This window comes from Prauserella alba (genome assembly GCF_024171735.1).
Lineage (GTDB): Bacteria > Actinomycetota > Actinomycetes > Mycobacteriales > Pseudonocardiaceae > Prauserella > Prauserella alba.
In genome coordinates this window covers 154,359-179,792 of sequence record NZ_JAMTCH010000005.1, presented here as the reverse complement: position 1 = coordinate 179,792, position 25,434 = coordinate 154,359, and the positions used below count along the sequence as shown (strand labels likewise).

The following is a 25,434-nucleotide window of genomic DNA, read 5'->3' as shown; positions in this document are numbered from 1 at the left end:
CCATGCCGGGAAACGAGCCGCCCGCCCCGTCCGGGTCGCCGCGATCCGCACCGACCGCCGTCCTCGCGGGCTGCGGCGACCTCGGCACTCGCGTGGCGGTGCGTCTCGCCGGCGAGGGTTACCGGGTGCTGGGCTTGCGTCGCCGCCCGGAGCGGCTACCGGCCGCCGTCGAGGGCCAGGCCGTCGACCTGCGAACGGAACAGCCCCGCCTGCCCAGGGAAATGGGCGTGGTCGTGGTGGCACTGACCGCCGACGACCGCACCGCCGAGGCCTATCGAGACACCTACGTCAACGGTGTGGCGAACGTGCTCGCGGCGATCGACCGGGACGTGCCCGGCCGCCCGCGGGTGCTGCTGGTGTCGTCGACCGCGGTCTACGGGGCGGGAGACGGGAGCCTGGTCGACGAGCGCACCCCCGTCGAGCCGGACACGGCCACCGGCCTGCAACTGCGCGCAGCCGAACGGCGCCTGCACGAGTGGCGGCCGGATGCGATCGTGCTGCGGCTGGCCGGGCTCTACGGGCCGGGCCCCGGGCGCCTCGTCGCTTCGGTACGCGACGGCACCGCGACCGTGGACTCCCGGCCCGTGTACACCAACCGCATCCACCGCGACGACGCCGCCGACGCGATCGTGCACCTGACCGACCGCGTGGACCGGCCCGATCCGCTGTACGTCGGGGTGGACCACGAACCCGCCGAACGGGGCGCCGTACTGCGCTTCGTCGCCGGGGAGCTGGGCGTCGCGCCGCCCCCGACCGGCGATGAGCCCTCCGCGCGGGGGACCGGCAAACGCTGCGACTGCAGCCGGCTTCGCGCGAGCGGCTACACGTTCACCTATCCGACCTATCGCGAGGGCTATCGCGCCGCCTGTGAAGGGAGCCGATGATGCGCTGTGTGGTGCTCGGTGCGACGGGCTACATCGGCGGCAGGCTCGTGCCCGAGCTGCTCGCGGCGGGCCACGAGGTGCGCGTGGTGGCCCGCAGTCCCGAGAAGCTCGCCGAAGTGCCGTGGCGGGGCGAGGTCGAGGTCGTGCGCGGCGACGTCACCGAACCGTCCGACATGGCCGCCGCGTTGGCCGGCAGCCAGGTGGCCTACTACCTCGTGCACGCGCTGCACCGGTCCGACTTCGTGCAGGTCGACCGGGACGCCGCCGAGAACGTGGCGGCGGCGGCACGCGGGGCGGGCCTTTCCAGGCTGATCTACCTCGGCGGCATCACACCCGCCGAGGACGAGCCGTTGTCCGAGCACCTGGCTTCGCGGGACGAGGTCGGGCAGATCCTGCTCGACTCGGGCGTACCCACCGTGGTGCTGCAGGCGGCGGTGATCATCGGATCCGGCTCGGCCAGTTTCGAGATGCTGCGGTATCTCACCGAGCGGCTGCCGGTGATGGTCACCCCGCGATGGGTCCACAACCGTGTCCAGCCGATCGCCGTGCGGGACGTCCTGCACTACCTCACCCGTGCGGCCGAGCTGCCCGCCGACGTCCACCGCCGGTTCGACATCGGCGGGCCCGACGTGCTGACCTACCTCGAGATGATGCGCGGCTACGCGGTCGTCTCGGGACTGCCGCGGCGCGTCGTGCTGCCCGTTCCGGTGCTGACGCCGTGGTTGTCCGCCCAGTGGGTCAATCTCGTGACCCCGGTCCCGCGCAGCATCGGCATCCCGCTGATCGAATCGCTCGTCCACGAAGTCGTTCGCCGCGAACACGACATCGACGCCCACATCGCCCCGCCGGCCGAGGGCCTGTTGCACTACGAACAAGCACTCGAACTCGCGCTGACCCGCATCCGCGACCGCGAGGTTCCCACCCGGTGGTCCGACGCGACGTGGCCGACCGCGCCGTCCGACCCGTTACCCACCGACCCCGGCTGGTCCGGCGGGACCATGTACCGGGACGTTCGCGAACGCCGCACCGACGCCACACCCGAACAGCTGTGGGACGTCATCGAAGCCATCGGCGGCGAACACGGCTGGTACTCCTTCCCGCTGGCGTGGTCGGTCCGCGGCTGGGCCGACCGGATCGCCGGTGGCGTCGGCCTGCGACGCGGTCGACGCGACCCGCACGAGCTGCACGTCGGCGAAGCACTCGACTGGTGGCGCGTCGAAGCCGTCGAACGGCCACGGTTGCTCCGGCTCCGCGCCGAGATGCAGCTGCCGGGCCGCGCGTGGCTCGAACTCGCCGTAGAGCCGGACGGCGACGGCGCGCGTTACCGGCAACGCGCCCTGTTCGAACCCCACGGGCTCGCGGGCCAGTTGTACTGGCGCGCCGTATCGCCCTTCCACGACATCGTGTTCGGCGGCATGGCCCGCAACATCACCGGCGCCGCGAGCGCGACCTGACCCGCCGCGAGGCCGTTCGATACCCGCGGGGGCGCCGGCGTGCACCGCCACGTCAGCGCGCGTTCTCGTACGGCACCGCGCGGAGCAGCCGCACCACGACGGTCTGTCCACTGGGGACGGTGTAGGTGCGCTCGTCGCCCTGCACGGCTCCGGTCAGCGCCCGGCCCAGCGGCGAGTCCGGCGAGTAGACGGCCAGCCCGTCGGATTCGGAACCGTCGCGCACGCCGAGCAGGAACGTCTCGGTGTCGGGGTCGTCGTCGAAACACACGGTCAGCACCATGCCGGGTTCGGCGACGCCGTCGTCCGGCGGCGGCCTGCCCACGACGGCGTTGTGCAGCAACGCTTCGATCTCCCGGATACGGGTCTGGACGCGCCGGTCGCGCAGCGCACGCTCACCGCCGTCGAGCGCCTCGGCGGCATCGTCGTCACGCCGGTTGCGCAGGTCGTCGAGTTCGCCGCGGAGCCGGTCGAAGGCTTCGGCGGTGAGCCAGGTCTGTCCGGTGTCGGTCATCGGGTGTCCTCGCAGGGTGGGCCGTCCGGCCGGATCATGCCGCGGGGCAGGGCGACCCCCAGGTCCTCGGCGAATCCGATGGCGATGCGTTCGAGTACGTCGCGTTGCGTACGCAACAGCTCGTTCTCGACGCGCAGCCACTCCAGTTCGCCGCGTTCGTCGTCGGTCGGGTGCGGCCGGTGGGCGCGCAGCCCCTCGTTGTCGGTCATGGCTGCCACTTTCGACGGGGTTCAGCGCAGCGGATCGAACTCGTGGAGCGCGTCCGGCCGTTTACCGGTGACGATCTGCTCGGCGAGCAACCGTCCGGTCACGGGGCCCTGGGTCAGGCCCCACATGCCGTGACCGCCCGCCGCATACACGTTGGGGGCGTTCGTCGCGCCGATCAGCGGCTTGCCGTCGTGGGTGACCGGGCGGGCACCGACCCATTCGTCGCGGCGCTCCTCCCAGCGGACCCCCTTCAGCAGCGGGCGGGCGGATTCGACGACGGCATCGATCCGCGCGGGGTCGAGCGCATCGTCGGCGCGGCGGAACTCCATGGTGCCCGCGACCCGCAGCGCGCCCTGGTACGGCGTGCAGGCCACGCGGATCCCCGGCAGGTAGACCGGACCGGTCACCGGCTCGTCGGTGGGCACGGTGAACGAATAGCCGCGACCGGCACGGACCGGAACCCGGATCCCGAAACGACGGCCGAGGCGGGTGAACCACGCGCCGCCCGCCAGTACGGCGACGTGCGCCGACACGGATCCGGACGACGACCGCAGCGTCACCGCGTGGTCATGGGGCCGCACGTCGACCACGTCGAAGCCGTTGCGGATGACACCGCCCCGGCCGCGCACGGCGTCCGCGAGCGATCCGGCGAGTTGCCCGGGGTCGACGTAGCGCTGCCCGTCGATGCGCAGCCCTTCGCCGAGCCGGTCGGCGGCCTGCGGCAGCCAATCCCCCAGCTCACCTGCGCTCAGCCGCTGGTACGAGACCTGCTGGCCCGCATCGCCGAGGCGGTCGAACTCGCCGGTCAGCACGGCTGCCTGGTCGTGGTTCTCGAACGCGGCCGTGATCGGAGCCTGCACCGCGTGGGTCTCCACACCGCCTGCGGCGAGCGTGTCGTAGGCCTTCAAGCTCTCGACGTTGAGCGGCAGGTTCGCGCGGGCCACGCGGTCCCAGCCGCTCGTGGTGCAGCGTGCGGCGAAGCGCAGCAGGAACCGCCACAGTGCCGGATCGATCCTGGCCGGCACGTGCAGCGGGGCCTTGCGGTCGAACAACGAGCGCAGGCCGTAGCGCAGCACGCCGGGGTCGTTGAGCGGCAGCGCGAGCCCGGGCGAGAGCCAGCCCGCGTTGCCCCAGGACGACCCCGCGGCCACGCCCGAACGGTCGACGACGGTCACCTCGACCCCGTGTTCCTGCAGGAACCAGGCGGTCGACAACCCGACGACGCCCGCCCCGACGACAACCGCCGTCCGGGGGTGATCGGAGCTGCCTGCGACGTTGAGCATGCGTACCTTCCCGTGTCCGGTCCGATGCCCGTAAGCATGGCTGAGCCCGGACACCACGGGGTTGTACGAATTCCACAGTCGCAAGCGTGCTGATTGTGGCGATCGGCCAGCGTACGATCGGCTCATCCGGGCGCTGTCCCGGCGGATTCGCGCAGGGCGGGTCGTGGATGGTCAGGCTGGATCGCCTCATCAACGTGCTGGGCGGCTACGACGTGCGGGCCGCGGGCCACAACCGGAACAGGGACGCCGAGCTGCACAGCGTGGCGATGCACGATCCGGCGGGCGACGGTCCCGTCCTGGGCGACGCGCTGCTCGCGGTCGGTGTACCCGACGCCGCCAGGGCACTCGAACTGGGGCTCGCCGCGCAGGCCAGGGCCGTGCTGATCAGGCAAGACGGCGAACTCGACGACGACGTCGCGGCAGCCGCGCGCGCCGCCGGAACCTGCCTGCTGCTGGTACCCTCGGAAGTGTCGTGGAGCCAGGTGGCGGGCGTCGTGTACGGCCTGGTGCTGGAAGGACGGGAAACGGAGTCGGGCCGCGGGCCGAGCGACCTGTTCACCCTCGCCGACAGCATCGCGGCAGGTGTCGGCGCTCCGGTGACGATCGAGGATCAGCTCTCCCGCGTCATGGCTTACTCGAGCGTCCAGCACGACACCGACCCGGCCCGGCTCGACACCATCCTCGGCAGGCGGGTGCCCGAACGGGTGCGGACCCTCTTCGACGAGCGCGGCGTGTTCACGCATCTGGCGATGTCCGACGAACCGCTTCACGTCACCGGCGCCCCGGAACACGGCCTGCAGGACCGGACCGTGGTCGCGGTGCGTGCGGGCCGCGAGCTCCTGGGGTCGCTGTGGGTCACGTGCGACGGCCCGCTCGATCCGATCCGCACGCGCGTGCTCGCCGACGGCGCCCACACGGTGGCGCTGCATCTGCTGCGCTCCCGGGTGAGCGCCGACCTGGAACGGCAGGTCGAGTCGGAACTGGTGATCGAGCTGCTGGAGGGCACGCCGGATGCGGCCGCCGTCATCGGCAAACTCGGCCTTCCGCCCCGGCGGCACCGCGTCATCGCGCTGCAGGCGCACACGGCGGCCGAGCGCAACGCCGCGATCCTGCTGGCGTTCGAACGGGCCACCACCGGTTTCGGCTGGTCACGCCCCGGCAGGACGACGTTGTTCGGCAACACCGTATACACGGTGCTTCCCTGCGACGACGATCCCGCGCCCGCGCTCAACTGGTTGCACGAGCTCGCGCAGGGCCTGCCCCGCCACGCCAGTCTGGCCGCGGGTGTCGGCGGCCCCGCCGAACCCGGCGAGCTCCCGGCGAGCAGGCAGGAGGCCGACGAAAGCCTCGCCCTGCACGCGGCGCGGGCCGACGGTGAGCCCGTCTGCTACGACGAGGCGTGGGACGAGATCCTGCTCCAGCGCCTCCGAACCGCGGCCACGGCGGGACGAATGCCCTCGCGCGGTCCGCTCGCGCACCTCGCCCGGCACGACGATGCGCACGGGACCCGGTTGCTGTTCACGCTCCAGGCGTGGCTCGAAGCGCAGGGCGACCTGAACGCCGCGGCAGGCCACCTCGACGTCCACCCCAACACCGTCCGAAACCGCCTGCGCAAGATGTCCGAACTCGCCGACCTGCGCCTCGACGAACCACGCAAACGCCTCGCGATGCTGATCACCCTCGCCGTCGGCGACCACGACCGATAAGCCCCGCGTGTCCTGCACTCAGCACCGCGTGTTCTGCATTCAGGAGACCGTGTTGTGCTTTCAGGGGCGCGTGTTGCGACTCGCGGTCACTACGTCGTCGCTACGAGCTGCACCCCGTCGTGCGCGCGCGTGTGCGGCTGCGTGTCGAACGCGTCGTGGACACGGACGGCGAAGGCCGGGCTCATGGAGCGGGTGACCTCGTCCCGGTTCATCCATCGGACTTCGCGCGCCTCGTCGGTCTGCGCGACGAGGTCGCCGCCGGGGCTGCACCGGAACACGAGCGCGACGATGCCGCGACTGAGGTTCTTGTAGACGCCGGTCAGCCGTTCCACCTCGACCGTCATGCCGGTTTCCTCGGCGACCTCGCGACGCACGCCGTCCTCGAACGCCTCACCCAGCTCGAGCACGCCGCCGGGCATCTCCCAGCGCCCGTTGTCGCGGCGACGGATCACGAGGACGCGGTCGTCGGAATCGACGACGATGCCGGCGACGCTGACCGAGTGCTTCGGCATCTCACCCATCGCATGTCCTGCCTTGTCGTCGGCGCAGCTATTCATGGTTCGTCCGACCGTGTGCCAGACTAGAACACACCTAGACGCCTGCAGGAGAGCCGCCATGGTGCAACTTGGCGACATCGACCGATCCGATCCGCGACCGCCATACCAGCAGATCGCGGGCATGCTGCGTTCGGCGATCGAGTCCGGCACTCTCGAACCCGGGGCCAGACTGCCGTCCGAAGCAGCGTTGATGGAGAACTTCGGCGTGGCTCGCATGACAGCCCGGCAGGCGATACAAGAGCTCCGCGGCGAAGGCCTCGTCATTCCCGAACACGGTCGGGGCGTATTCGTCCGGCCGATGCCGCCGGTGCGACGGCTCGCGTCCGACCGCTTCGCCCGCAGACACCGCGATGCCGGAAAGGCCGCTTTCATCGCCGAAGCCGACAAGGCCGGCTATCAACCGGGCGTCGACCGGATCGAGATCTCCCGGACAACCGCCACCGAAACCATCGCGGAACGGCTGCGCCTGCCAGCTGGAGACGAGGTCCTGGTCCGTGACCGCCGCTACCTGGCGAACGGACGTCCCGTAGAGGTCGCGACGTCGTATCTACCGATCGCGATCGCCGATGGAACACCGATCGAGGAACCTGACCCTGGCCCCGGCGGAATCTACGCGCGTCTCGAAGAGGCAGGGCACACGCTCGCCCGCTTCAGCGAGGAGGTCGGCGCCCGAATGCCAACGCCGGACGAGCGAACAGCACTAGAGATCGGACCGGGCATCCCTGTGCTGACCGTTGTCAGAACCGCCTACGACGTCAACGACCTCGCCGTAGAGGTATGCGACACGGTGAAGGTCGCACCCGCCTACTTACTCGAATACGACGTCCCGGCGCAGTAAGGGTGTTCGCAAAAGCAACCACTCACATAAGCCGGCTTGCAACTCCTCTAGACGTCTAGAACAGTAGTAGCGACCCTGCGGGTGGCGCCGATACGTCGGCAGCGCCCGCTCACACCAAAACCCGTAACGGACCGATTCCTATGACAGCTGCAGAGGCGGCCACTCGCCGGAAGCTCTTCACCACATGGTTTCTCTGCTCAGCGGACGGCAAGGACCACGCGGTCGAGGACGAGGCCTTCGCTGCGGGCCGTGCTCGTGGAGCAGGCGAGTATCGCGCCGTCTGCGGCCACACCGTCACGGCATCGGCAGCGATCCTGCCGAACGGTCCGCGCTGTTCGAGGTGCCGTGCGGTGCTCAACGGCCAGGAAGACCGCAACTCGCCTTGGCGCGACAAGCACTCCGGCCGACCCGGGATCGTGCGCCGCTTGCTGGCCCGTGCCATCCGCCCTCCGGCCGGGGCCCCGTCCTACCCCCGCCCGGGGCGCGCCCCGCGGCCGGAACCCGACCCCGGTGGGAGCGAGCTGCCCACCCCCTCCGCGCTCGCGCCCACCGGACTCCACGGGACGGAGGCAGGCCAATGACGGACGGCGTGATGCTCGCGCGGCCAATTCCCGGCCTGGAGAACGAGTCCCAGCGCGTCAGTCACGTGTTCCCGATCCCCGCCTCCTCGGCACCCCCACGGCGGATCACCGCCCTGTGCGGCGCGTCGTTCGGACCAGGCCAACTGGAACGGCTCGACAACCCCACGGGCATGCCCTGTGAACGCTGCCTGAGCAGGTCACCCCAGGGCACCCGGGACCCCGGCCTGCCGACAGCACGGCTGGAGGCGATCGAACGAACCCTCCACCAAATGCAGGTCCAGATCAACGGAATCAAAACAGCCCTCGCCGCAACCCTCGGCGAATACCACGACCACGACGAAATCCGAAGAAAGGACAGCGATGGCCTCCCATGAAGAAACCCTGGCAGCGCTGCACACGGCGTCAGGCAGATGCCACGAGATCCAAGGCGGCATCCACGCCCAGACCCAAGAAGTGGACGGCATCGTGCACCAACTCCTGGCCGCGCTCGGCAACACCGAGGCAGGCACCATACTCCACAGCCAAGCAGCTCAGGCCACGGACGCCCTGGGAACAGCGATGGGAGCGGTGGCGCGGCTCAAGGAGGGCGTCGACGCCACGTTGCAGCGATTTCAAGACTGAGAACAGCCAGCCGAGCACGCCGCCACCTTCGACTACGCACGACGAATACCGAAACCCCCACGGCGACCGATATCCGGCCGAAGCTGCCCCTGTCCATGAGAACCTCCCACGCCGAGTGCGCCGAGGCGAGCGCAATCCTCGCGTCGTCGCCTACCCCGAACTCGGCGGCCGCGCGCTCGGACACATCACGCCCAACCGTGACGACCCGTGGACCGCCGAGGCACGGGATGCGCTGCGCAAGCGAGATATTCCGGATGCTGTCACACGCCGACTGGCCCACCACGTTGAAATGAAGACAGCCACGATGATGATCAAACTTGGGGAACGACACGGGAAGCTCACCCTGAACCACGCTCCCTGCGGGTCCGAACCCGGCGCGACGGGCGGCTGTCATGCATACCTGCCGGCTATCCTCCCGACGGGGTTTTCGCTGACCGTGCTCGGCACAGACGTCGACGGCAAGCCATTCAAGCGCATCTACAAGGGGACAGCCTCATGACCAACCTCCTCGACCTGACGGGCTTCCGTGTCGATGACGTGCCCGACGTGAGCCGGTTCATTGACCGAGTTCGCGAGTTCGCTGCAGGAGATCTGGAGGCCGCCCACTTCTGGGTCGTCGCGGCCGGACCGACCGACGTGCGCCACGAAGACCACGTCGAACTCGAATTCGGTGTCAGCACGGCACCCGGTGTCGCTGCCCTGACTTTCGGTCAGCGCGACGGCCAGTACGTCCCGGCAGGCGGCACCAACGAGGACGAAGTCGACTACCAGCTGGCCGGTCTGCACCCTTCGTACCTACCGCCCGGGGCGGAGGTCCCGCTCCCCGACATGCTCACCGCGCTGGAAGAGTTCCTCCGCACCCATCAGCGCCCCACCAGCATCACGTGGGTTCCCGCCGACTGAACGTTCCCGGCAGCGGCTTCGCTCCTCACGCCCGCCACGCCCGCGTTTCTGTCGGCGCCGGACGAGTACCTCGGCTCAGACCGAGTGCATCCGTTCGCGTGCCTTCCGGTAGGACTCGCGTGCCGGTCGCACCGCCGCCGGATCGCCCGCAGGCAGGCGGGTGCGAACGACGTCCCAGTGCGGCGGCTCCTGGGCACCGGACAGGGTCCAGGCTGCTTGCCGTGCGGCGCCGATGGCGACGTATTCGTCCACTGTGGGGACTTCCACGTCGGCGTCGAACAGGGCGGGGGCTGCCTGCTGCACCGCCGGCGAGCGGGCGGCACCGCCGGTCAGCAGCACGCGGTTGATCGCCACCCCGTACTCACGCAGCCGGTCCAGACCATCGGCCAGCCCGCAGAGCATGCCCTCCACCGCGGCCCGAGCCAGGTTGGCCGGCGTCATGTTGGTCGTGCGCAGCCCCGTGATCGTGCCCGCAGCGTCCGGGAGGTTCGGGGTGCGCTCGCCCTCGAGGTAAGGCAACAGCGTCAGGCCGCCGGCACCGGGCTCGGCCTGCCCGGCGAGCCGGTTCAGCCCGTCGAGATCGGTACCGAGCATCGCCGCGGTGCTGCTGAGTACGCGCGCTGCGTTGAGGGTGCACACCAGCGGCAGGAACCGGCCCGTGGCGTCGCAGAAGCCGGCGATGTCCCCGGCCGGGTCGGAGACGGGCTGCCTCCCGACGGCGAAGACCGTGCCGGAGGTGCCGAGCGAGACCACGACGTCGCCGGGTCCGATACCCAGCCCCAGGGCCGCGCCCATGTTGTCGCCGGTGCCCGGTCCAAGGGTGAGACCGCCTGCGGTGGTGGCCACCGGTTCGGCCGGTCCGCACACCCGTGGCAGGTGCGGCACCGAGCCGAACGCGCGCTCGACCAGGTCCTCGCGGTAACGGCTCGAGCGGGGCGACCAGTACCCGGTCCCGGAGGCGTCTCCCCGGTCGGTGGTGACGCGGGCGGGATCGCCGCTGCCCGCCAACCGCCACGTCAGGTAGTCGTGCGGCAGGCACACCGCCGCGGTGCGCGCAGCCGAATCGGGGTCGAACTCGGCCAGCCACCGCAGTTTGGCCACGGTGAACGAGGCCCGCGGCACGCTCCCGACCGCCTCGGCCCACTGCTGCGGGCCGAGCTCGGCGGTGAGTTCGTCGGCCGCCGCGGCGGGGGCGAGGTCGTTCCACAGCGACGCCGTGCGCACGATCTCGCCGTCCTCGTCGAGGCAGACCAGCCCGTGTTGCTGGCCGGCCACCGACACCGCGGCGACGTCGTCGAGGCCCCCGGCCCGGTCGACGGCGGTGTGTAGTGCCGTCCACCAGTGCCGGGGATCGACCTGGGTTCCGGAGGGATGCTCGGCCTGGCCGTCACGCACCGGCGCACCGGTGTCGGCGTCACGCACGACCACTTTGCAGGATTGCGTCGACGAATCGACACCCGCGACGAGGGGCATGGTCAGCGCGCTCCCATGAGGTGTTCGACGGCCAACTGTTGCAGGCGCGCGTTGGCCGCCCCCCGCTCGGCGGCCTCGTCCACGTCGAGTTCCTCGGAGAGGACGCTGGTGACCGTCTCGCCCTTGTCCAGAGTGGACACCGACAGTTGGTCCAGACGGGCGGCCTTGCGCGCCTCGGCGACCTCGGGGTCCTCGCGGAACTGCCGCGCTCGCTCGCGCAGGATCAGGTAGGTGCGCATGTTGGCACGCGCGCTGTCCCACACGCCGGCCTTGTCCTCGGTGCGCAGCGGCTTGTAGTCGAAGTGGCGGGGACCGTCGTAGCCGCCGTTCTCCAGCAGGTCGACGAGGAAGAACGCGTTGATCAGGTCGCCGTGCCCGAACACGAGGTCCTGGTCGTAACGCGGACCGTGCTGGCCGTTGAGGTCGATGTGGAACAGCTTGCCCTGCCACAGCGCCTGGGCGTAACCGTGCACGGCGTTGAGCCCGGCCATCTGCTCGTGGCCGACCTCGGGATTGACCCCGACCATGTCGGGATGATCCAGCGTCTGAATGAACGCCAGGGCGTGCCCGATGGTCGGGAGCAGGATGTCGCCGCGCGGCTCGTTCGGCTTGGGTTCCACGGCGAACCGCAGCTGGTAGCCCTGCTCCTTGACGTAGTGCGTCAGCGCGTTGAGACCCTCGCGGTAGCGTTCCAGGGCCGCGGTCGGATCGTAGGCGGCTTCGGCCTCAGAACCCTCGCGGCCGCCCCAGAACACGTAGGTCTGCGCGCCCAGTTCGGCGGCGAGGTCGATGTTGCGCGCCACCTTGCGCAGGGCGAAGCGCCGCACGTCCCGGTCCTTGGCTGTCAGCGCGCCGTCCTTGAACACCGGGTGCCCGAACAGGTTGGTCGTCGCGGTCGGCACGACCAGGCCCGTCTCCGCCAGCGCTTTGCGGAACCGCTCGATGATCGCGGTGCGTTCCGCAGCCTGCGTGCCGAACGGGATCAGGTCGTCGTCGTGGAACGTGATCCCGTACGCGCCGATCTCGGCCAGTCCGTTCACCGCCTCCACGGGGTCGAGGCGTTCGCGGGTCGGGGCGCCGAACGGGTCGTCGGCCCGCCAGCCGATCGTCCACAGCCCGAAGGCGAAACGGTCCTGGGGCTTCGGGGTCAGATCCATGATGTCTCCTCGTTTCGAGTCGGGAAGGGGAAACGCGGTCGCACTCAGCTCGCCCGCGTCAGCGTGGTGCGGTCCATGTCCTCGAGCGTGCGCCCCTTGGTCTCAGGCACCCACTTGAAGACGAACCACACCGACACGGCCGCGAACACGGTGTAGCCGAGGTAGGTCATCGACAAGTTGATCTCTGACAGCGGCGGGAACGAGGCGGTGATGGTGAAGTTCGCCAGCCACTGGGCGGCTGCGGCAACCGCCAGCGCCGGAGCGCGGAACCGGTTCGGGAACATCTCGCCAAGCAGCACCCAGACGACCGGTCCCCACGAGATGGCGAAGAAGAACACGAACACGTGCGCGGCGATCAGTGCCATCGGACCGTAGGGATCGGCCAGATTCGGCTCACCGTCCACTGTGCTCGCGTGACCGAAGGCGTAGGTGGCGACCGCCAGCATGACCGCCATGCCGGCTGAGCCGGTCATCAGCAGCCGGCGACGTCCGACCCGGTCCAGCAGCAGCAGCGCGAGGACGGTACCGACGATGTTGAAGATCTGGGTGGACAAGCTCAGCAACAGCGAATTGGACTCGTCGATCCCGACCGACTGCCACAGCGCCGACGAGTAGTAGAAGATGACGTTGATTCCGACGAACTGCTGCAGCACGGACAGGACGATGCCGACCCAGACGATCGGGAGCAGGCCGGTGCGCCTGGTGCGCAGGTCCCGCACCTGCGGCCGATGGTCGTTGGCCACGGAGTCCTGGATCTCGGCGAGCCGCGCTTCGACGTCGCCGCCTTCGGTGGTGCTGAGAACCTCGTGGGCGCTGTAGATGCGTCCGCGAGCGACCAAATAGCGCGGCGATTCGGGGATGGTGAAGGCGAGCAAGCCGTAGAGGACCGCCGGGACGGCCTCGACGGCCAGCATCCACTGCCACGCGTCGAGCCCCAGCAGCGGCGCTTCGGAGCCGCCCGCAGCGCCGGCGATGCCCCAGTTGACGACCTGCGAGATGGCGATTCCCAGCACGATGGCCAGCTGCTGCAGCGAGCCGAGCCGCCCTCGGTTGCCCGCGGGGGAGATCTCGGCGATGTAGGCGGGCGCGATCACCGAGGCCATGCCGACCGCGACACCACCGACGAGCCGCCAGATCGTGAAGTCCCAGACCGACAGCGGCAACGCTGAACCGATCGCACTGAGCAGGAACAACACGGCGGCGGTGCGCATCGTGGCCAGCCGGCCGTACCGATCGGCCAGCGTTCCGGCGCTCCAGGCCCCGAGCGCCGAACCGATCAGTGCCGTTGCCACGGCCAGTCCGGTGACGACGGCGCCGATCTGGAACTCGCTCTGAATGGCGGTGACGGCCCCGTTGATCACGGCGGTGTCGTAGCCGAAGAGGAAACCGCCGAGCGCGGCCACCACGGCGAAATGTGCCGTGCGCAGCGAGCGTGACCCGGAGCCGGAACCTGGCGGATCAGTAGTGGAATCGACGGACATCAATGCTCCATTGCAGTGGTGGGGACGGTCACTCCGACGTGGTTGGTAAGGATCATATACTTACTAACCACTGTCAAGAATGGAACCGCCATCACCGAGCCGGTTGGCGGCAATCACCATGAACTGTGGTGCTCGCAGCTGGCAGTGGCCGCACAGGCCGTACGAGGAGGTTTCACAGGATGGCCGATCCCCGGACGGTCCGGCAGTTGAACCGGCAGCACCTGCTCGAGCTCTTCGGAGACGGGCTCCCCCGCTCGCGCGCGGAGGTGGCCCGCGCCACCGGCCTGACCAAACCCTCGGTGGCATCGATCGTCGACGGGCTGTTGGACGAGGAGCTGCTGATCCCCGCCGGTGTGGGCGAAGCCGGTGTCGTCGGGGGCCGCAAGCCGAACCTCGTGGTCTTCAACCCGGATGCGCGCGCCTACGTCGGCGTGCACCTGGGCGTGCACCGCAGCTCGGTCGCGGTGGCCGACGCACTCGGCCGCACCCTGGTGCAAGCGACCGTGCCCAGTGCGGTCGGCGACCCCGCAGCCGGCGTGCGTCAGCTGGGACCACTGGTCCGCGGGGCGGCCGAGCAAGCGGGCGTGCCCGCCGACCGCATCGCCTCGGTCGGGGTCTCGGTCGCCGGTCTGGTCGACCACCGCAGCGGACACTGCCTCCTCGCCCCGAACCTGGACTGGCACGACGTGCCGTTGCGGGAGTGGGTCGAGGAGCTGTTCGGCGTCCCGGCTGTGATCTACAACGAGGCCCACGCCGGTGCGCTGGCGGAACAACGCTTCGGCTGGGGCGACGGTGTCGCCAACTTCGTACGGATCATGGTCAGCGCGGGCATCGGGGCCGGTGTCGTGCTCGATTCCCGGCTGTTCTCCGGAGCCGCCGGAATCGGCGGAGAGATCGGCCATTGCCGGGTCGAGGACGACGGTCGGCCGTGCGCCTGCGGCAACATCGGATGCCTCGAGAGCGTGGCCTCTCAACCCGCGATCCTGCAGTCGGCACACGAGGCCGCTGAAGCAGCGGCCACCGACCTCGCGTCCACCCGCGACATCGACGACGTGCTGGCAGCCGCCGCGCGCGGTGACACCGCGGCGGTGGCCGCGGTGGAACGCGCCGGAACCGCACTGGGGCGCGGGATCGGCTACCTCCTCAACGTGCTCAATCCCGACCTCGTCGTCCTCGGCGGCGCGGTGGCCGGCGCCGGCGACGTGCTGTGGCGCCCGCTGGAACAGGCCGTGCGGCGCTCCTCACTGTCGCAGTCCGCCTGCCGCCTGGCTGCGAGCTCGTTGACCAACGCCGAGCTCGACGGCGCCGTGCTGCTGGCACGCGACAACGTCGCGCTGTGAGTAGCCGTCACCTGACGTGCCGGGCGAAACCGCGCCAACCGCCCGGCACCCTGTGAAAAACACTGCCGGTCCGTCGCTTGTGGACAGCGACGGACCGGCAGCTCGCGTGGCGCCGGTGTTCGGGCACCGCCGTACGGCCGAGGCCGGCACCGCCTTGCGCGGCCGGGTGATCGCCGCGGTACGCGACGGCGGCCACCCGGCCGGCCGCGGCATAGGGAGACCGGACCTACCGCTACTCGGGTTTCGCACCGGCCTTGACCGCGAGGACCGGAGCGTTCGCCTCCAGCAGCACGTGCTGTGCCATGGAGCCGAACAGCAGTTTCCCGGTCGGTGACCGCCGCTTGAGTCCGATCACGATGAGCGAGGCCTCCCGCCTCGTCGCGGTGTCCAGCAGGCTGCCGACCGGGTCCCGGTCACGGGGGTCGGGCTCTTCGAAGGAGACCGGCGCTCCTTCGACGGTGTCGTCCGGGTCGAGGCGCACACCGTCGAGGTTGAAGACCACCAGGTCCTCCCCTCGACGGCGCGACTCGGCGACACCGGCGCTCAGCGCGGCTTCGCTCTCCGGCGTGTCGGTACGGGCCACGATGACGGTCATGCTTCCTCCCTAAGGTTCCTTCTCAGACGTCCCGCCGGCTTCTGGTGACCACGACCTGGCGGACCTTGAACGCGACCACGACCAGCAGCAGGACGTAGAGCACGATCGGGATCGGCCCGGCGACGAAGACCGAGTAGTCACCGTTCGACCCCAGGAGCGCGTCGCGCATGCTCGTCTCCGCCAACGGGCCGAGCACCATGCCGATCAGCAGCGGTGCCACGGGCACGGCGTAGCGGCGCATCAGGAACGCCAAGCAGCCGATCCCGAGGAAGAACAGCAGATCGAACATCGAGGGCGACGTCGCATAGATGCCCAGCCCGCAGAAGACGACGATGCCGGCGTAGAGGTACGGCGGCGGGATGAGCAACAACTTCGCCCACAACTGCGCGAACGGCAGGTTGATCAGCAGCAGCACCACCATCGCGATGAAGAAGCTCGCCAGCAGCGGCCAGACGAGGTCGGCCGACGTGTCGAACAGCAGCGGTCCCGGCTGGATGCCGTACTGGCGGAACGCCGCGAGCATGATCGCTGCCGTGGCGGAGACCGGGAGTCCGAGCGCGAGCAGCGCGCCCATCGCCATGCCCGTCGTCGCGTTACCCGCGGCCTCGGGCCCCGCCAGACCACGCGGAGCGCCCTTGCCGAACTGCGGGTCCCGACGCCGCCGGTCCAGCCTGCGCTCGACGTCGTAGGACAGGAACGTCGGCACTTCGGCACCGCCCACCGGGATCACGCCGAACGGGAGACCGATGCCGGCTCCTCGTGCCCAGGCAGGCGCCGCATCCTTGAACTCCCGTTTGGACAGGAACTTCCGGCTGCCGGGGGCGCCCAGCTGTTCCGGCTTGGGATCCCGATGGATGCGGGTGGCGACCTTGAGCACCTCCCCCAGCGCGAGCATCCCGACCACCACGACGACGAGCGAGACACCGTCGAACAGATACATCGAACCGAACGTGAACCGCTCGGCCCCGGAGATCGGGTCGACCCCGACCGTCGCCAGGACCAGCCCCAACACCAACGAGGTCAGGCCCTTGACCACCGAGTCCGCGACGACGGAGGAGATGGCGCCGAAAGCGAGCAGTGCCAGGGCGAAGAACTCCGCCGGTCCGAAGTTGGCCGCGAACTCGGCCAATGCCGGGGCGGCGAAGGTCACCGCGACCGCGGACACGATGCCGCCGAGGAACGCGCCGATCGCCGCGATGGCCAGCGCTTGCGGGGCACGTCCCGCCTTCGCCATGGCGTGACCCTCGAAGGTCGACGCGATGGCCGAAGCCTGACCGGGCGTGTTCATCAGGATGCCCATCGTGGAATCCCCGAACAGGCCGCCGAAGTACACCCCTGCGAACAGGATGAACGCGGCCGTCGGGTCCAGCGCGAAGGTCATCGGCAACAGCAGGGCGACCGCCATCGACGAGCCGAGCCCCGGCAGGACCCCGACCGCGGTGCCGATCAGGCACCCCAGCAGGACCCAGAGCAGGTTCATCGGGGTCAGGGCCCCCGCGAAGCCCTCCAAGAGCAGCTGCAACTGGTCCATGTCACATCCCTCCCAGAAGCCCGGACGGGAGGGTCACCCCGAGCCCGGCGGCGAACACCAGGTAGATCAAGCTCGACAGCAGCAATGCCACCGACACGTCGAACAGCGGCCGCTTGCTCCCGACACCTCTGGCCACGCCCCAGAAGAGCAGGCCGGCGGCCAGGATCCAGCCGAGCACGTCGAGCAGCACTGCGAAGGCGAGGAAACTGCCGGCCACCCAGGCGAAGGCAGGCCAGTCGCTGTAGGTGCGGTACTGCGTCTCCGTGGCCTCCTCATCCGGGTGCCGCAGGTAGTGCACCACCAGCAGGATGCTGAGCGCGTAGCCCGCGACCACCAGGATCGTCGGGAAGAACCGCGGTCCGGGGAAGGTCGTCTCCGGCGGCACCTCCATCCCGACCATGCCGATCACGACCAGGGTGCAGACGATGGCCACGACCAGCGGGACCAGCAGCCCGCCGCGGCCACGCAGCTGCCGCGGCGCGTCACCACGTTCGGCGTTCGGCGCTGTGCTCATCGGCCCAACTCCTTGTAGAGCGACTTCACGAGCTCTTCCTGCTCGTCGAGGAATCGGCGGAACTCCGCACCGTCCAGCCACACCTCGTTCCATTCGTTGCGGGCGACCGCGTCCTGCCACTCGGAGGTGGTCGTCACCTCCTGGAACACCTCGCGGATCACCTCCGCCTGTTCGTCCGAGATGCCCGGCGGTGCGAACACGCCGCGCCAGTTCGCGAGCGTGACGTCGTAGCCGAGCTCGGGCAGGGTCGGTACGTCGAGCCCGTCGATCGGTTCCTTGGCGGCCAGCGCCAGGGGACGCAGCCGGCCCGCCTCGATCTGGTCGTCCACGTCCAGGTAGCCGGAGGTGGCCGCGTCGGCGGTACCGGTCACCAGGGCCTGGGTGACCTCCCCGCCGCCGGACTTGGGGATGTAGGTGGTCTCCGCGGGTTCGATGCCTGCGGCGCTGGCCAGCTGTGCCATGACCAGCTCGTCGAAGCTGCCGCCACCGGTGAAGGCGATCTCCGCCGGGTCCTCACGCCAGGCGTCGATGAGCTGCTGCAGGTTCTGGTACGGCGAGTTCGCCGGCACCACCACGACGTCGTACTCCTCGACGACCCGTGCGATCGGGGTGACGTCGTCCATCCTCACCTGCGACCCGGTCTGCTCGACCCCCGCCACCAGGCCGGTGCCGCCCACCATGGCGGCGTCGGGGCGACCGGTCATCGTGGAGAGCCGGGTCAGCCCGATCGTCCCCGCGGCGCCGGGCACGTTGACGACCTGGATGTTGCTGCCGAGGCCGTTCTCCCGCATGGACTCCTGGGCCTCGCGCATGAAGGTGTCCCACCCGCCACCGGCGGCGGCGGGTGCGATGAGGGTCGCGTTGCTCCGGATGTCGGCGGTGACGCCCCCGCGGGCGACCGAGGCCGCCACTCCGGCGCCGATCACCAGCGTCGCGACGACGCCGTACACGACCATTCCCAGCCGGCCCCGCCGCGCACGACGACCTCCGCCGGGGTCGTCCGGGTCGGTGTCCGTCACGTCGTGGGCACGGTCCACGGCCCACTCCTTTCCACGTTGTTACTCATGTCAGTCCGAGCTCCCGCAATGTCCGGTCGACATCGGTGGCCTGCTCTCGCAGGAAACCGGCGAACTCGTCGCCGGTGGCGAAGTTGTCCCGCCATCCGTTGCGTGCCAGTGCCGCCTGCCACTCGTCACTCGCATGCATGGCGGTGACGGTCTCGATCAGGTGCTGCCGGTGCCCCTCGGAGATCCCGGGCGGGGCGAGCACGCCACGCCAGTTCGTGAAGACCAGGTCGATGCCGGACTGCGTGAGAGTCGGAGCGCCGGGCCGGTGCCGGTCCCGGCCCGACACGGCGAGGAGGCGGAGCGCACCCTCCCGGACCTGGCCCTCGACCTCCCCGAGGCTGGACACGCCGACGTCCACCTCCCCGCCGATCAGCGCTGAGGTGAGTGGTCCGCCGCCGGCGAAGGACCGGTAGGCGACCCGACGCGGCTCGATGCCGACCTCGGCGGCGAGCCGCATCGGGAACAGGTGATCGGGGCCGCCGACCGTGGAGCCGCCGCCGACGGTGACCGACCTCGGCGACCGCCGCCATGCGGCGACCAGGTCGTCGACCGTCCGCAGCGGCGAGTGCGCCGGCACCAGGATGCCCTCCTGCTCCTCGACCAGCCTGGCGATCGGGGTGACGGCCGGCGGCGTGACGTCGGAGGTCCGCGCATGCACCGCACCGAGGACACCGAGACCCATTACCAGGACCAGGTCCTCCGCACCTTCCTCGTCGAGCAGCCGCTGGAGCGCCACGGTGCCACCACCGCCGAGCACGTTGGTGATCTCCACCGCGTCGAACTTCTCGCCCGCCTCCAACGCCTTCGCCGCTGCCCGGCCGGTGAGGTCGTAACCGCCGCCGGGACTGTGCGGGATCAACATGCGCAGCAGCCGATCCGCGCCGCCGTTCGCGATGCCGCAGCTGCTCCCGGCCACGGCAGCCGAGGCCACAGCGACGGCCGATGCCAGCAGCCGTCGCCGGTCGAGAATCGGCCCATGCGGTCGCAACGTCGCCTCCACACGCCAGGTGACCGCGGTCACGGGATTGGAATCGTGCGAGCATGACGCGATGACGCGGCAAACGTCACCCTTGTGAACACAAAGGAGGTTGTGGTCGTTGTGGTCGCGCTGAGCCACCGTTCCCCCGGACGGGGCGAACCCACGCTCGCTGCGCAGTTCCTGCTGCTGCAGCTGCTCGTCATCGGTGTGCTGCTGGTGATCGTGGCGCTGCTCAGCGTGCGGCAGTCGACGGCCGAGTTCACGACCCGGCAGGGCGCCCAGATGCGTTCGGTCGCCGAATACGTCGCCAACCGCTCCGTGGTGCGGCAACAGCTCACCCGGGCCCGCGACAGCAGCGTGGCCGCGAACGACACTCCCCGAGTGCTGGCGCCCGCGGTCGACCGAGGCCTGAGCCTCTCCGGCGCGACCGACGTCATGATCGTCTCCCCTCGCCGCGACGTGCTCGCCGCGTCGGATCCGAGCCTGGTCGACGGGAAGGCCGCGCTCGGCGAGAGCGACGCACTGTCCGGTCGCGGCTGGTCCGGCGACGTCCGGCCACCGCGCGGCCGAGCCGTCGCCGCACACGCGCCGATCTACTCCGACGACGGCGAGGTCCTCGGCATCGCCGTCGCCGAACAGGCCTACCCGTCGCTGTGGGAGCGCCTCGTCGGAGCCGGCCCCCACCTCGGCCTCTACCTGGGACTCGGAGCGCTCCTCGGCGGTGTGGGGACGTACGGCGTCGCGCGGCTGCTGAAACGTCGCACCCGTGGCCTCGCCTCCACGGAGATCGCGACCCTGGCCGACCATCGGGAGGCGCTGCTGCACGCCATCCGCGAAGGCGTGGTCGCCGTGGACACCGGCGGCCGCGTCACCATGATGAACGATGCCGCCCGCACCACCCTCGGCCTCGACGAGCCGGACCAGCCGGATCCCGTGGGCAGGCCCGTCGACGAGCTCGGCCTCGATCCGCACGTGATCGCCCTGCTCACCGGGGCGCCCGAAGCCGGCGACGTGGCGGACGCCGTGGCACTCGTCGGCACGCGCGTCGTGGTGTTCAACCGCCGGGAGGCGAGCACCCACGGCCGCGGCATCGGCAGCGTCACCACCCTGCGGGACCGCACCGAACTCGTCTCGCTGCAGAGCCAGCTCAGTTCGAACCTCACGATCACCGACACGCTGCGGGCGCAGACACACGAGTTCGACAACCAGCTGCACACCATCTCGGGGCTGGTGCAGCTCGGCGAGTACGACGAGGTCCGGGCACTCGTCGGCGACCTGACCCGGCACCGCGCCGAGGTCAGTGCCGCGGTGTCGGAACGACTGCGCGATCCCGCCGTCGCGGCCGTCGTGATCGCCAAGCACGCCGTGGCCGAGGAACACGGGGTCGAGCTGGTACTGGACCCCGAGTCACGGTTGCCTGCCCTGCCCTCCGAACTCGGCGCGGACCTGACCACCATCCTCGGCAACCTCGTGAACAACGCCGTCGACGCGTGCGCCGGCACGGACGGGGCCACCGTCGAGGTGCGGATCGTCGTCGACGCCAACGAGATCCACATGCGGGTGCGCGACAACGGTCCCGGCATTCCCCGGGATCGGCGGGAATCCGTCTTCACCAGAGGCTTCTCGACCAAACCCGACGTCGTCGGTGGTCGTGGGCTCGGCCTGTCGCTGGTACGACTGATCTGCAGCCAACGGGGCGGCCACGTGAGAATCGAGGAAGCCGAGGCAGGCGGCGCGGAGCTCCACGTGGTCCTGCCCGCCGACACCTCCGTCCGACAGGAGTCCACACCGTGATCCGGGTACTGGTGGTCGACGACGACTTCCGCGTCGCGCGCATCCACGAGAAGTTCGTGGAGCGGACGCCGGGCTTCGAGGTCGCGGGCACGGCGCACACCGGCCGTGAGGCGCTGGACCTCGCGGCCTCGCTGCAACCGGACCTGCTGTTGCTCGATGTGCACCTGCCCGACATGTCCGGGCTCGACGTGCTCAACCGGCTGGGCGGCGAAGGACACCCGATCGCGGTGGTGATGGTCACCGCCGAGGCGGGCGCGGCGGCGGTCCGCGCAGCGCTGCACGGCGGGGCGATGCAGTACCTGGTCAAGCCGTTCGAGTACGACGACCTCGCCGTCCGGCTGCAGCGGGTGGCCGACGCAATGGCCGCGCTGCCCACCGACCGGCAACGGGAAGAGGTCGCCCAGGCCACGATCGATCAAGCCTTCGGCATCGGACACGCTCCCGCCGACCGCGGGGCCGCGGCGCTGCCGAAGGGGCTCAGCCAGGAGACGGCGGACCTGGTGCTGACCGTGGCCAGGGAGCGGGGCGACATCTCCGCCTCGGAGGCAGCCGAGGCGGTCGGACTGGCCCGTGTCACGGCGCGTCGCTACCTCGAACACTTCGCCGCCACGGGCACCGCGGAGATACGGCCGCAGTACGGCACCTCCGGCCGCCCCGTCCGCCGCTACCGGATCCAGTGAGCACGGCTCACCTGGCTGTTCAGAGTCCGAGCGCCATCATGCCCGCGGTGATCCTCGGATCGGTCGAGACGACCGGCGCCCCGGTCCGGACCCATGGGTCACCGCCGAACCGGTCGGTGAAGATCCGCTCCGCGGTCCGGGTCGACACGGCCTGCGTGGTCAACGTCGGATTGGCACCGCTGGCCGAATTGGCCAGCGCCGAGTTGTCGGCGATGTAGAGGCCGTCCACCCATCGGGCCTGTCCGTTGGGGTCGAGCACCGAGTTCGCCTCGGACTCCCCCATCCGCATGCTCGACTGCACGTGCAGGATGATCGGCGCCCAGTCCATTCGGTACACCTTCTTCGCCCCGGCGGCCCGTGCGACCTCGACGGCGCGGCGCACCAGGAATTCCCGGTTCTCGACCGTGCGCCGAGTGCGCTGACGCTGATTGATCTCCACCTTGGCGACGGCACCGTGCTCGTCGGCCGGCAGCGTCGACAGTGAGGTTCGGTTCTGCGCCTCGACGTGGTCGTCGGTCATGATCAGCATCGCGAAGACCTGATCGACGCCGTGCATCATGAGGTCCTTGAGCTCGTTGCCCATCGGACGGCCCGCCGGTCCGTCCCAGGTGCCGGTCGGCCCGCGACCGTTGGTGTACTGACCGCGGATGCCGCTGTCGGACATCGCCATCGTGAAGCTGAACAGGGCGGGCGGGATGCCGACGTTCATCATGCCGCCACGACCCGGCCAGTCCGTTCGGGCCGAGGAGCCGGTGCCCTTGCTCGTTCCGGTGTACGAATCGAACGTGGCGAAAACCCAATCGAAGTAGTGATCGGTGTAGCCGCGGCCGACCCAGTCGTTCGGGTTGGGCAGACCGCTGTTCAACCACAGTCGCGGGTTCTCCGTGCAACCACCTGCCAGCACGACGACCTTGGCGTCCTCGCGGTGCTTCTCACCGGTCGCGCCGACCCGCCAGGTGACGCCGGTCGCGGTTGTTCTTCCGTTGCGCTGCTCGGTGTGCACCTGGGTGACGAACGCGTCCGTGACCAACTCGACCGGCTTGCCGCCGGAAGCCCAGCGGTCGGCGGTCAATGCCATCGGTATGTAGCTGTTGTCGGTCGACCGTTTCGCGGTCAGGTTCCGCGGCGCCTGCTCGGGATGCCTGCATCCCATGATGCAGTAACCGCACATGGTGCAACCGGTCGCCTGCGGGTGGAGCAGCCGCGGTTCCTCGTCGCCGCCAGCCACCTTTCCCGCGAACCCGCCGGGTTGCAGAACCGCGTTCTCCTGCGGCCGGAACGAGTTCCGTGTGGTGGTCTTTCCGGTCTGCACCGGCAGGTCGAGATTCTCACAACCGCGGAAGAACACCTCTTCCTTGGTTCCCATCGGCGCGGTCTGCACGGGCAGCGTGGCTTCGGCCCATTCGTAGTAGGGCACGAGCTCGGAATAGCTGAACGGAAACAGGTGGCCCGTGTCGTAGGCATCCTTGTCGGGGCCGTCATATCCCGCGAAGGAACCCGGATAGGCGCGCGGACTGTTACCGAAGTAGTGCTGGGTCGTGCCGCCCACGCCGGAAAGCTGCCACAGGAACGAGTTCTGTGGCGTCTCCCGGTACCAGGCGGGTTTGGACCGGTCGGCCGGACCGAACCGCAGGAAACCGGTCAACGGGTTGTTGGCGTCGTTCTCGTAGTGGCTCCAGTCCTCGTCGAGGTCGGCGTGCCGCGGTCCCCCCTCGAGCAGCAGCACGTCCAGACCTTTCGCCGCGAGTTCCTTGGCCACAACCGGGCCTCCGCCGCCCGCGCCGACCACGATCACGTCGCGCATCAGTTCGTCACCTTCTTCCGGCCCTGGTAATAGCCCTTGAACTCGTCCCATCCGTGCACGACGCCGTCCGGTTGGTAGCCCGTCAGCTCCCACCCCACCGGGCGCCGGACGACCGTCTTGGCGCGCGTGTCGTAGACACTCCATTCGTTGTAACTGCCGTACGCGGAGAACTCGAGCAACGCCCCGGCAAGGAACCGCAACGTCCCGGACAGCGTCTCGGTGAACGGTTCCGGCACATTCCCGTCCAGGGTGGCGACCAGGCTCGGGGTCGGCCCCTCCAGCTGTTCGAAGGCCCGGCACTTCTCCTCGAAGGACAGCCGGGAGAACGGCGACAGGAACGCACCGTTGATCGATGCCGGGTTGACCTGCGTCGCGGTCAGGTTCAGCAGCATCGCGACCACTGTGGACAGTGGCAGGGTCGCGTCGTTGCGCAGGATCGTGCTGAGCGCGTCATCGAGGGTGCGCACCTGTGTCAGTGGCAGGCCGGCCAGCTGTCCCGGCAGTTCGATGCCGGTTCCGTCCAAACCTGCTGCCAGACCTTGGGTCAGCGCACCGCCGAACCGGTCGGGGAACGGCACGAAGTCGTCCAGCGAGGCGATCATGAAGTCCGTCGCCTTCGCCTCCATGGCACCGGGCTCGCTGCGAGGAGTGCCCTGCGCCTGCGAGTAGGCGTCGGGCCCCGGACAGGTCATGACGACGAGGCCGTTCAAGGTGTCCCTCGCCAGTTCGGCCAGCACCGGTTGCAGCTTGGCGATCAGATCGTCCAGCGGTCCACTCGAGAGTGCACCGGAGACCTGGGCTCGCGCGGCCGGCCCGAGCAACCCGCCGGTGGCTACCGCGGCACCGAGCACCCCGATCCGGGCGAGGAAGGCGCGTCGGCCGACGTCTTCGTTGGCCATCACCTGACTCCTTTCGATTCGCAGTTGGCTGCGCCCCTCGGCAGGAAGAACACGAGCCGTCCGGGGCGCCGGAACGAATGGCGCGAATGAACTCACATGTGTTCGGCGCCTGCCCGGATGGCCTCGCGGATGCGCGTGTAGGTGCCGCACCGGCAGACATTGCGGATCTCGTCGAGATCGGCGTCACTGATCTCCCGACCTTCGGCCCTGGCCTTGCGGACCTTGTCCACCGCGGCCATGATCTGGCCCGGCTGGCAGTAGCCGCACTGCGCCACGTCACGGTCCAGCCATGCTTGCTGCATCGGGTGCAGGGGCTGCCCGACCGTTCCGGGAAGCCCTTCGATCGTGGTGATCTCGTCGGTCGGTTCGATGTCGGTCACCCGCACCGAACACGGGTTGAACGCCTTGCCGTTGATGTGCGAAGTGCACGCCTTGCAGACGTTGATGCCACACCCGTACTTCGGGCCCGTGACGTCGAGTACGTCCCGCAGGACCCAGAGCAGCCGGACGTCGTCCTCGACGTCCACGGTCACCTGCTCGCCGTTGAGCTTGAACGTGTGTTGGGGCACGCGATG

General features: G+C 69.8%; 26 protein-coding genes. 11 read left to right on the top strand and 15 right to left on the bottom strand.

What is annotated here, in order from left to right:
- The first annotated feature begins 2 nt into the window (after nt 1-2).
- Together LY12_RS16465 and LY12_RS16460 are read left to right on the top strand one after the other, a co-directional pair.
- Nucleotides 3-884, top strand: a complete 882-nt coding sequence (locus tag LY12_RS16465; protein WP_253857723.1) for an NAD-dependent epimerase/dehydratase family protein — start codon at nt 3-5, stop codon at nt 882-884.
- Nucleotides 884-2,338: an SDR family oxidoreductase gene (locus LY12_RS16460; RefSeq protein ID WP_253858864.1), complete on the top strand. Its 1,455-nt coding sequence runs from the start codon at nt 884-886 to the stop codon at nt 2,336-2,338. Before LY12_RS16465 ends, LY12_RS16460 begins: the two co-directional genes overlap by 1 nt.
- 52 nt (nt 2,339-2,390) lie before the next feature.
- Here the strand turns inward: LY12_RS16460 and LY12_RS16455 are convergent, their stop codons facing one another.
- The 3 genes from LY12_RS16455 to LY12_RS16445 are packed head-to-tail and all read right to left on the bottom strand — an operon-like array spanning nt 2,391 to nt 4,339.
- A complete protein-coding gene (locus tag LY12_RS16455) occupies nt 2,391-2,849 on the bottom strand; it encodes a GreA/GreB family elongation factor (protein ID WP_253857722.1) in 459 nt (152 codons plus the stop codon).
- Nucleotides 2,846-3,058 carry a hypothetical protein gene (locus LY12_RS16450; RefSeq protein ID WP_253857718.1) on the bottom strand — a complete coding sequence of 71 codons (213 nt, stop codon included), beginning with the start codon at nt 3,056-3,058 and terminating at the stop codon, nt 2,846-2,848. Before LY12_RS16450 ends, LY12_RS16455 begins: the two co-directional genes overlap by 4 nt.
- Nucleotides 3,059-3,079: 21 nt before the next feature.
- Nucleotides 3,080-4,339 carry an NAD(P)/FAD-dependent oxidoreductase gene (locus tag LY12_RS16445; protein ID WP_253857716.1) on the bottom strand — a complete coding sequence of 420 codons (1,260 nt, stop codon included), beginning with the start codon at nt 4,337-4,339 and terminating at the stop codon, nt 3,080-3,082.
- Between the two features lie 167 nt (nt 4,340-4,506).
- On the opposite strand from LY12_RS16445, the gene LY12_RS16440 reads away from it, so the two are divergent.
- Complete coding sequence (locus tag LY12_RS16440) at nt 4,507-6,045, top strand: PucR family transcriptional regulator (protein WP_253858863.1); 1,539 nt, start codon at nt 4,507-4,509, stop codon at nt 6,043-6,045.
- An 89-nt stretch (nt 6,046-6,134) separates the two neighbouring features.
- On the opposite strand, the gene LY12_RS16435 is transcribed toward LY12_RS16440, so the two are convergent.
- Complete coding sequence (locus tag LY12_RS16435; protein WP_253857714.1) at nt 6,135-6,752, bottom strand: NUDIX hydrolase; 618 nt, start codon at nt 6,750-6,752, stop codon at nt 6,135-6,137.
- Between LY12_RS16435 and LY12_RS16430 the strand changes: the two genes are divergently transcribed.
- The 5 genes from LY12_RS16430 (at nt 6,661) to LY12_RS16410 (ending at nt 9,545) form a co-directional block, all read left to right on the top strand.
- Nucleotides 6,661-7,440: a GntR family transcriptional regulator gene (locus LY12_RS16430; protein ID WP_253857712.1), complete on the top strand. Its 780-nt coding sequence runs from the start codon at nt 6,661-6,663 to the stop codon at nt 7,438-7,440. The genes LY12_RS16435 and LY12_RS16430 overlap by 92 nt on opposite strands.
- Nucleotides 7,441-8,017: 577 nt before the next feature.
- Nucleotides 8,018-8,395 (top strand): hypothetical protein, encoded by a 378-nt coding sequence (locus LY12_RS26130; RefSeq protein WP_308292133.1) that lies wholly within the window; start codon nt 8,018-8,020, stop codon nt 8,393-8,395.
- Nucleotides 8,382-8,642 carry a hypothetical protein gene (locus tag LY12_RS16420; RefSeq protein WP_253857710.1) on the top strand — a complete coding sequence of 87 codons (261 nt, stop codon included), beginning with the start codon at nt 8,382-8,384 and terminating at the stop codon, nt 8,640-8,642. The genes LY12_RS26130 and LY12_RS16420 overlap by 14 nt, the downstream gene beginning before the upstream one ends.
- A 115-nt stretch (nt 8,643-8,757) precedes the next feature.
- Nucleotides 8,758-9,141 carry a DddA-like double-stranded DNA deaminase toxin gene (locus LY12_RS16415; protein WP_253857708.1) on the top strand — a complete coding sequence of 128 codons (384 nt, stop codon included), beginning with the start codon at nt 8,758-8,760 and terminating at the stop codon, nt 9,139-9,141.
- Nucleotides 9,138-9,545: an Imm1 family immunity protein gene (locus LY12_RS16410; protein ID WP_253857706.1), complete on the top strand. Its 408-nt coding sequence runs from the start codon at nt 9,138-9,140 to the stop codon at nt 9,543-9,545. The genes LY12_RS16415 and LY12_RS16410 overlap by 4 nt, the downstream gene beginning before the upstream one ends.
- 75 nt (nt 9,546-9,620) lie before the next feature.
- Here the strand turns inward: LY12_RS16410 and xylB are convergent, their stop codons facing one another.
- The 3 genes from xylB to LY12_RS16395 are packed head-to-tail and all read right to left on the bottom strand — an operon-like array spanning nt 9,621 to nt 13,656.
- Nucleotides 9,621-11,018 (bottom strand): xylulokinase, encoded by a 1,398-nt coding sequence (gene xylB / locus LY12_RS16405; protein WP_253857704.1) that lies wholly within the window; start codon nt 11,016-11,018, stop codon nt 9,621-9,623.
- A gap of 2 nt (nt 11,019-11,020) precedes the next feature.
- Complete coding sequence (gene xylA, locus LY12_RS16400; protein WP_253857695.1) at nt 11,021-12,175, bottom strand: xylose isomerase; 1,155 nt, start codon at nt 12,173-12,175, stop codon at nt 11,021-11,023.
- A 44-nt stretch (nt 12,176-12,219) separates the two neighbouring features.
- On the bottom strand, nt 12,220-13,656 hold the full coding sequence (locus LY12_RS16395; RefSeq protein WP_253857693.1) for a sugar porter family MFS transporter: 1,437 nt from the start codon (nt 13,654-13,656) through the stop codon (nt 12,220-12,222).
- 179 nt (nt 13,657-13,835) lie between these two features.
- Here LY12_RS16395 and LY12_RS16390 point away from each other — a divergent pair, with 179 nt between their 5' ends.
- Nucleotides 13,836-14,996 carry an ROK family protein gene (locus tag LY12_RS16390; RefSeq protein WP_253857692.1) on the top strand — a complete coding sequence of 387 codons (1,161 nt, stop codon included), beginning with the start codon at nt 13,836-13,838 and terminating at the stop codon, nt 14,994-14,996.
- Nucleotides 14,997-15,228: 232 nt separating this feature from the next.
- On the opposite strand, the gene LY12_RS16385 is transcribed toward LY12_RS16390, so the two are convergent.
- The 5 genes from LY12_RS16385 to LY12_RS16365 are packed head-to-tail and all read right to left on the bottom strand — an operon-like array spanning nt 15,229 to nt 19,724.
- Nucleotides 15,229-15,591: a universal stress protein gene (locus LY12_RS16385; protein ID WP_253857691.1), complete on the bottom strand. Its 363-nt coding sequence runs from the start codon at nt 15,589-15,591 to the stop codon at nt 15,229-15,231.
- Nucleotides 15,592-15,613: 22 nt separating this feature from the next.
- A complete protein-coding gene (locus tag LY12_RS16380; RefSeq protein ID WP_253857690.1) occupies nt 15,614-17,122 on the bottom strand; it encodes a tripartite tricarboxylate transporter permease in 1,509 nt (502 codons plus the stop codon).
- 1 nt (nt 17,123) lies between these two features.
- Nucleotides 17,124-17,636: a tripartite tricarboxylate transporter TctB family protein gene (locus LY12_RS16375; protein WP_253857689.1), complete on the bottom strand. Its 513-nt coding sequence runs from the start codon at nt 17,634-17,636 to the stop codon at nt 17,124-17,126.
- Nucleotides 17,633-18,673: a Bug family tripartite tricarboxylate transporter substrate binding protein gene (locus LY12_RS16370; protein WP_253857688.1), complete on the bottom strand. Its 1,041-nt coding sequence runs from the start codon at nt 18,671-18,673 to the stop codon at nt 17,633-17,635. Before LY12_RS16370 ends, LY12_RS16375 begins: the two co-directional genes overlap by 4 nt.
- Before the next feature lie 25 nt (nt 18,674-18,698).
- Nucleotides 18,699-19,724, bottom strand: coding sequence for a Bug family tripartite tricarboxylate transporter substrate binding protein (locus LY12_RS16365; RefSeq protein WP_253857687.1), 1,026 nt, complete (start codon nt 19,722-19,724; stop codon nt 18,699-18,701).
- A 69-nt stretch (nt 19,725-19,793) separates the two neighbouring features.
- Between LY12_RS16365 and LY12_RS16360 the strand changes: the two genes are divergently transcribed.
- Nucleotides 19,794-21,476, top strand: a complete 1,683-nt coding sequence (locus LY12_RS16360; protein WP_253857686.1) for a sensor histidine kinase — start codon at nt 19,794-19,796, stop codon at nt 21,474-21,476.
- Entirely contained in the window at nt 21,473-22,156 is a 684-nt protein-coding gene (locus LY12_RS16355; protein WP_253857684.1) for a response regulator, read from the top strand. The genes LY12_RS16360 and LY12_RS16355 overlap by 4 nt, the downstream gene beginning before the upstream one ends.
- Before the next feature lie 19 nt (nt 22,157-22,175).
- Here LY12_RS16355 and LY12_RS16350 read toward each other — a convergent pair whose 3' ends face one another.
- From LY12_RS16350 to LY12_RS16340, 3 genes are all read right to left on the bottom strand, one after another.
- On the bottom strand, nt 22,176-23,960 hold the full coding sequence (locus LY12_RS16350) for a GMC family oxidoreductase N-terminal domain-containing protein (protein WP_253857682.1): 1,785 nt from the start codon (nt 23,958-23,960) through the stop codon (nt 22,176-22,178).
- Nucleotides 23,960-24,859, bottom strand: coding sequence for a hypothetical protein (locus LY12_RS16345; protein WP_253857680.1), 900 nt, complete (start codon nt 24,857-24,859; stop codon nt 23,960-23,962). The genes LY12_RS16350 and LY12_RS16345 overlap by 1 nt, the downstream gene beginning before the upstream one ends.
- 92 nt (nt 24,860-24,951) lie before the next feature.
- The gene (locus LY12_RS16340; protein WP_253857678.1) at nt 24,952-25,428 is read right to left on the bottom strand and encodes a (2Fe-2S)-binding protein; all 477 of its coding nucleotides are present in this window, start codon (nt 25,426-25,428) and stop codon (nt 24,952-24,954) included.
- Nucleotides 25,429-25,434 lie beyond the last annotated feature (6 nt).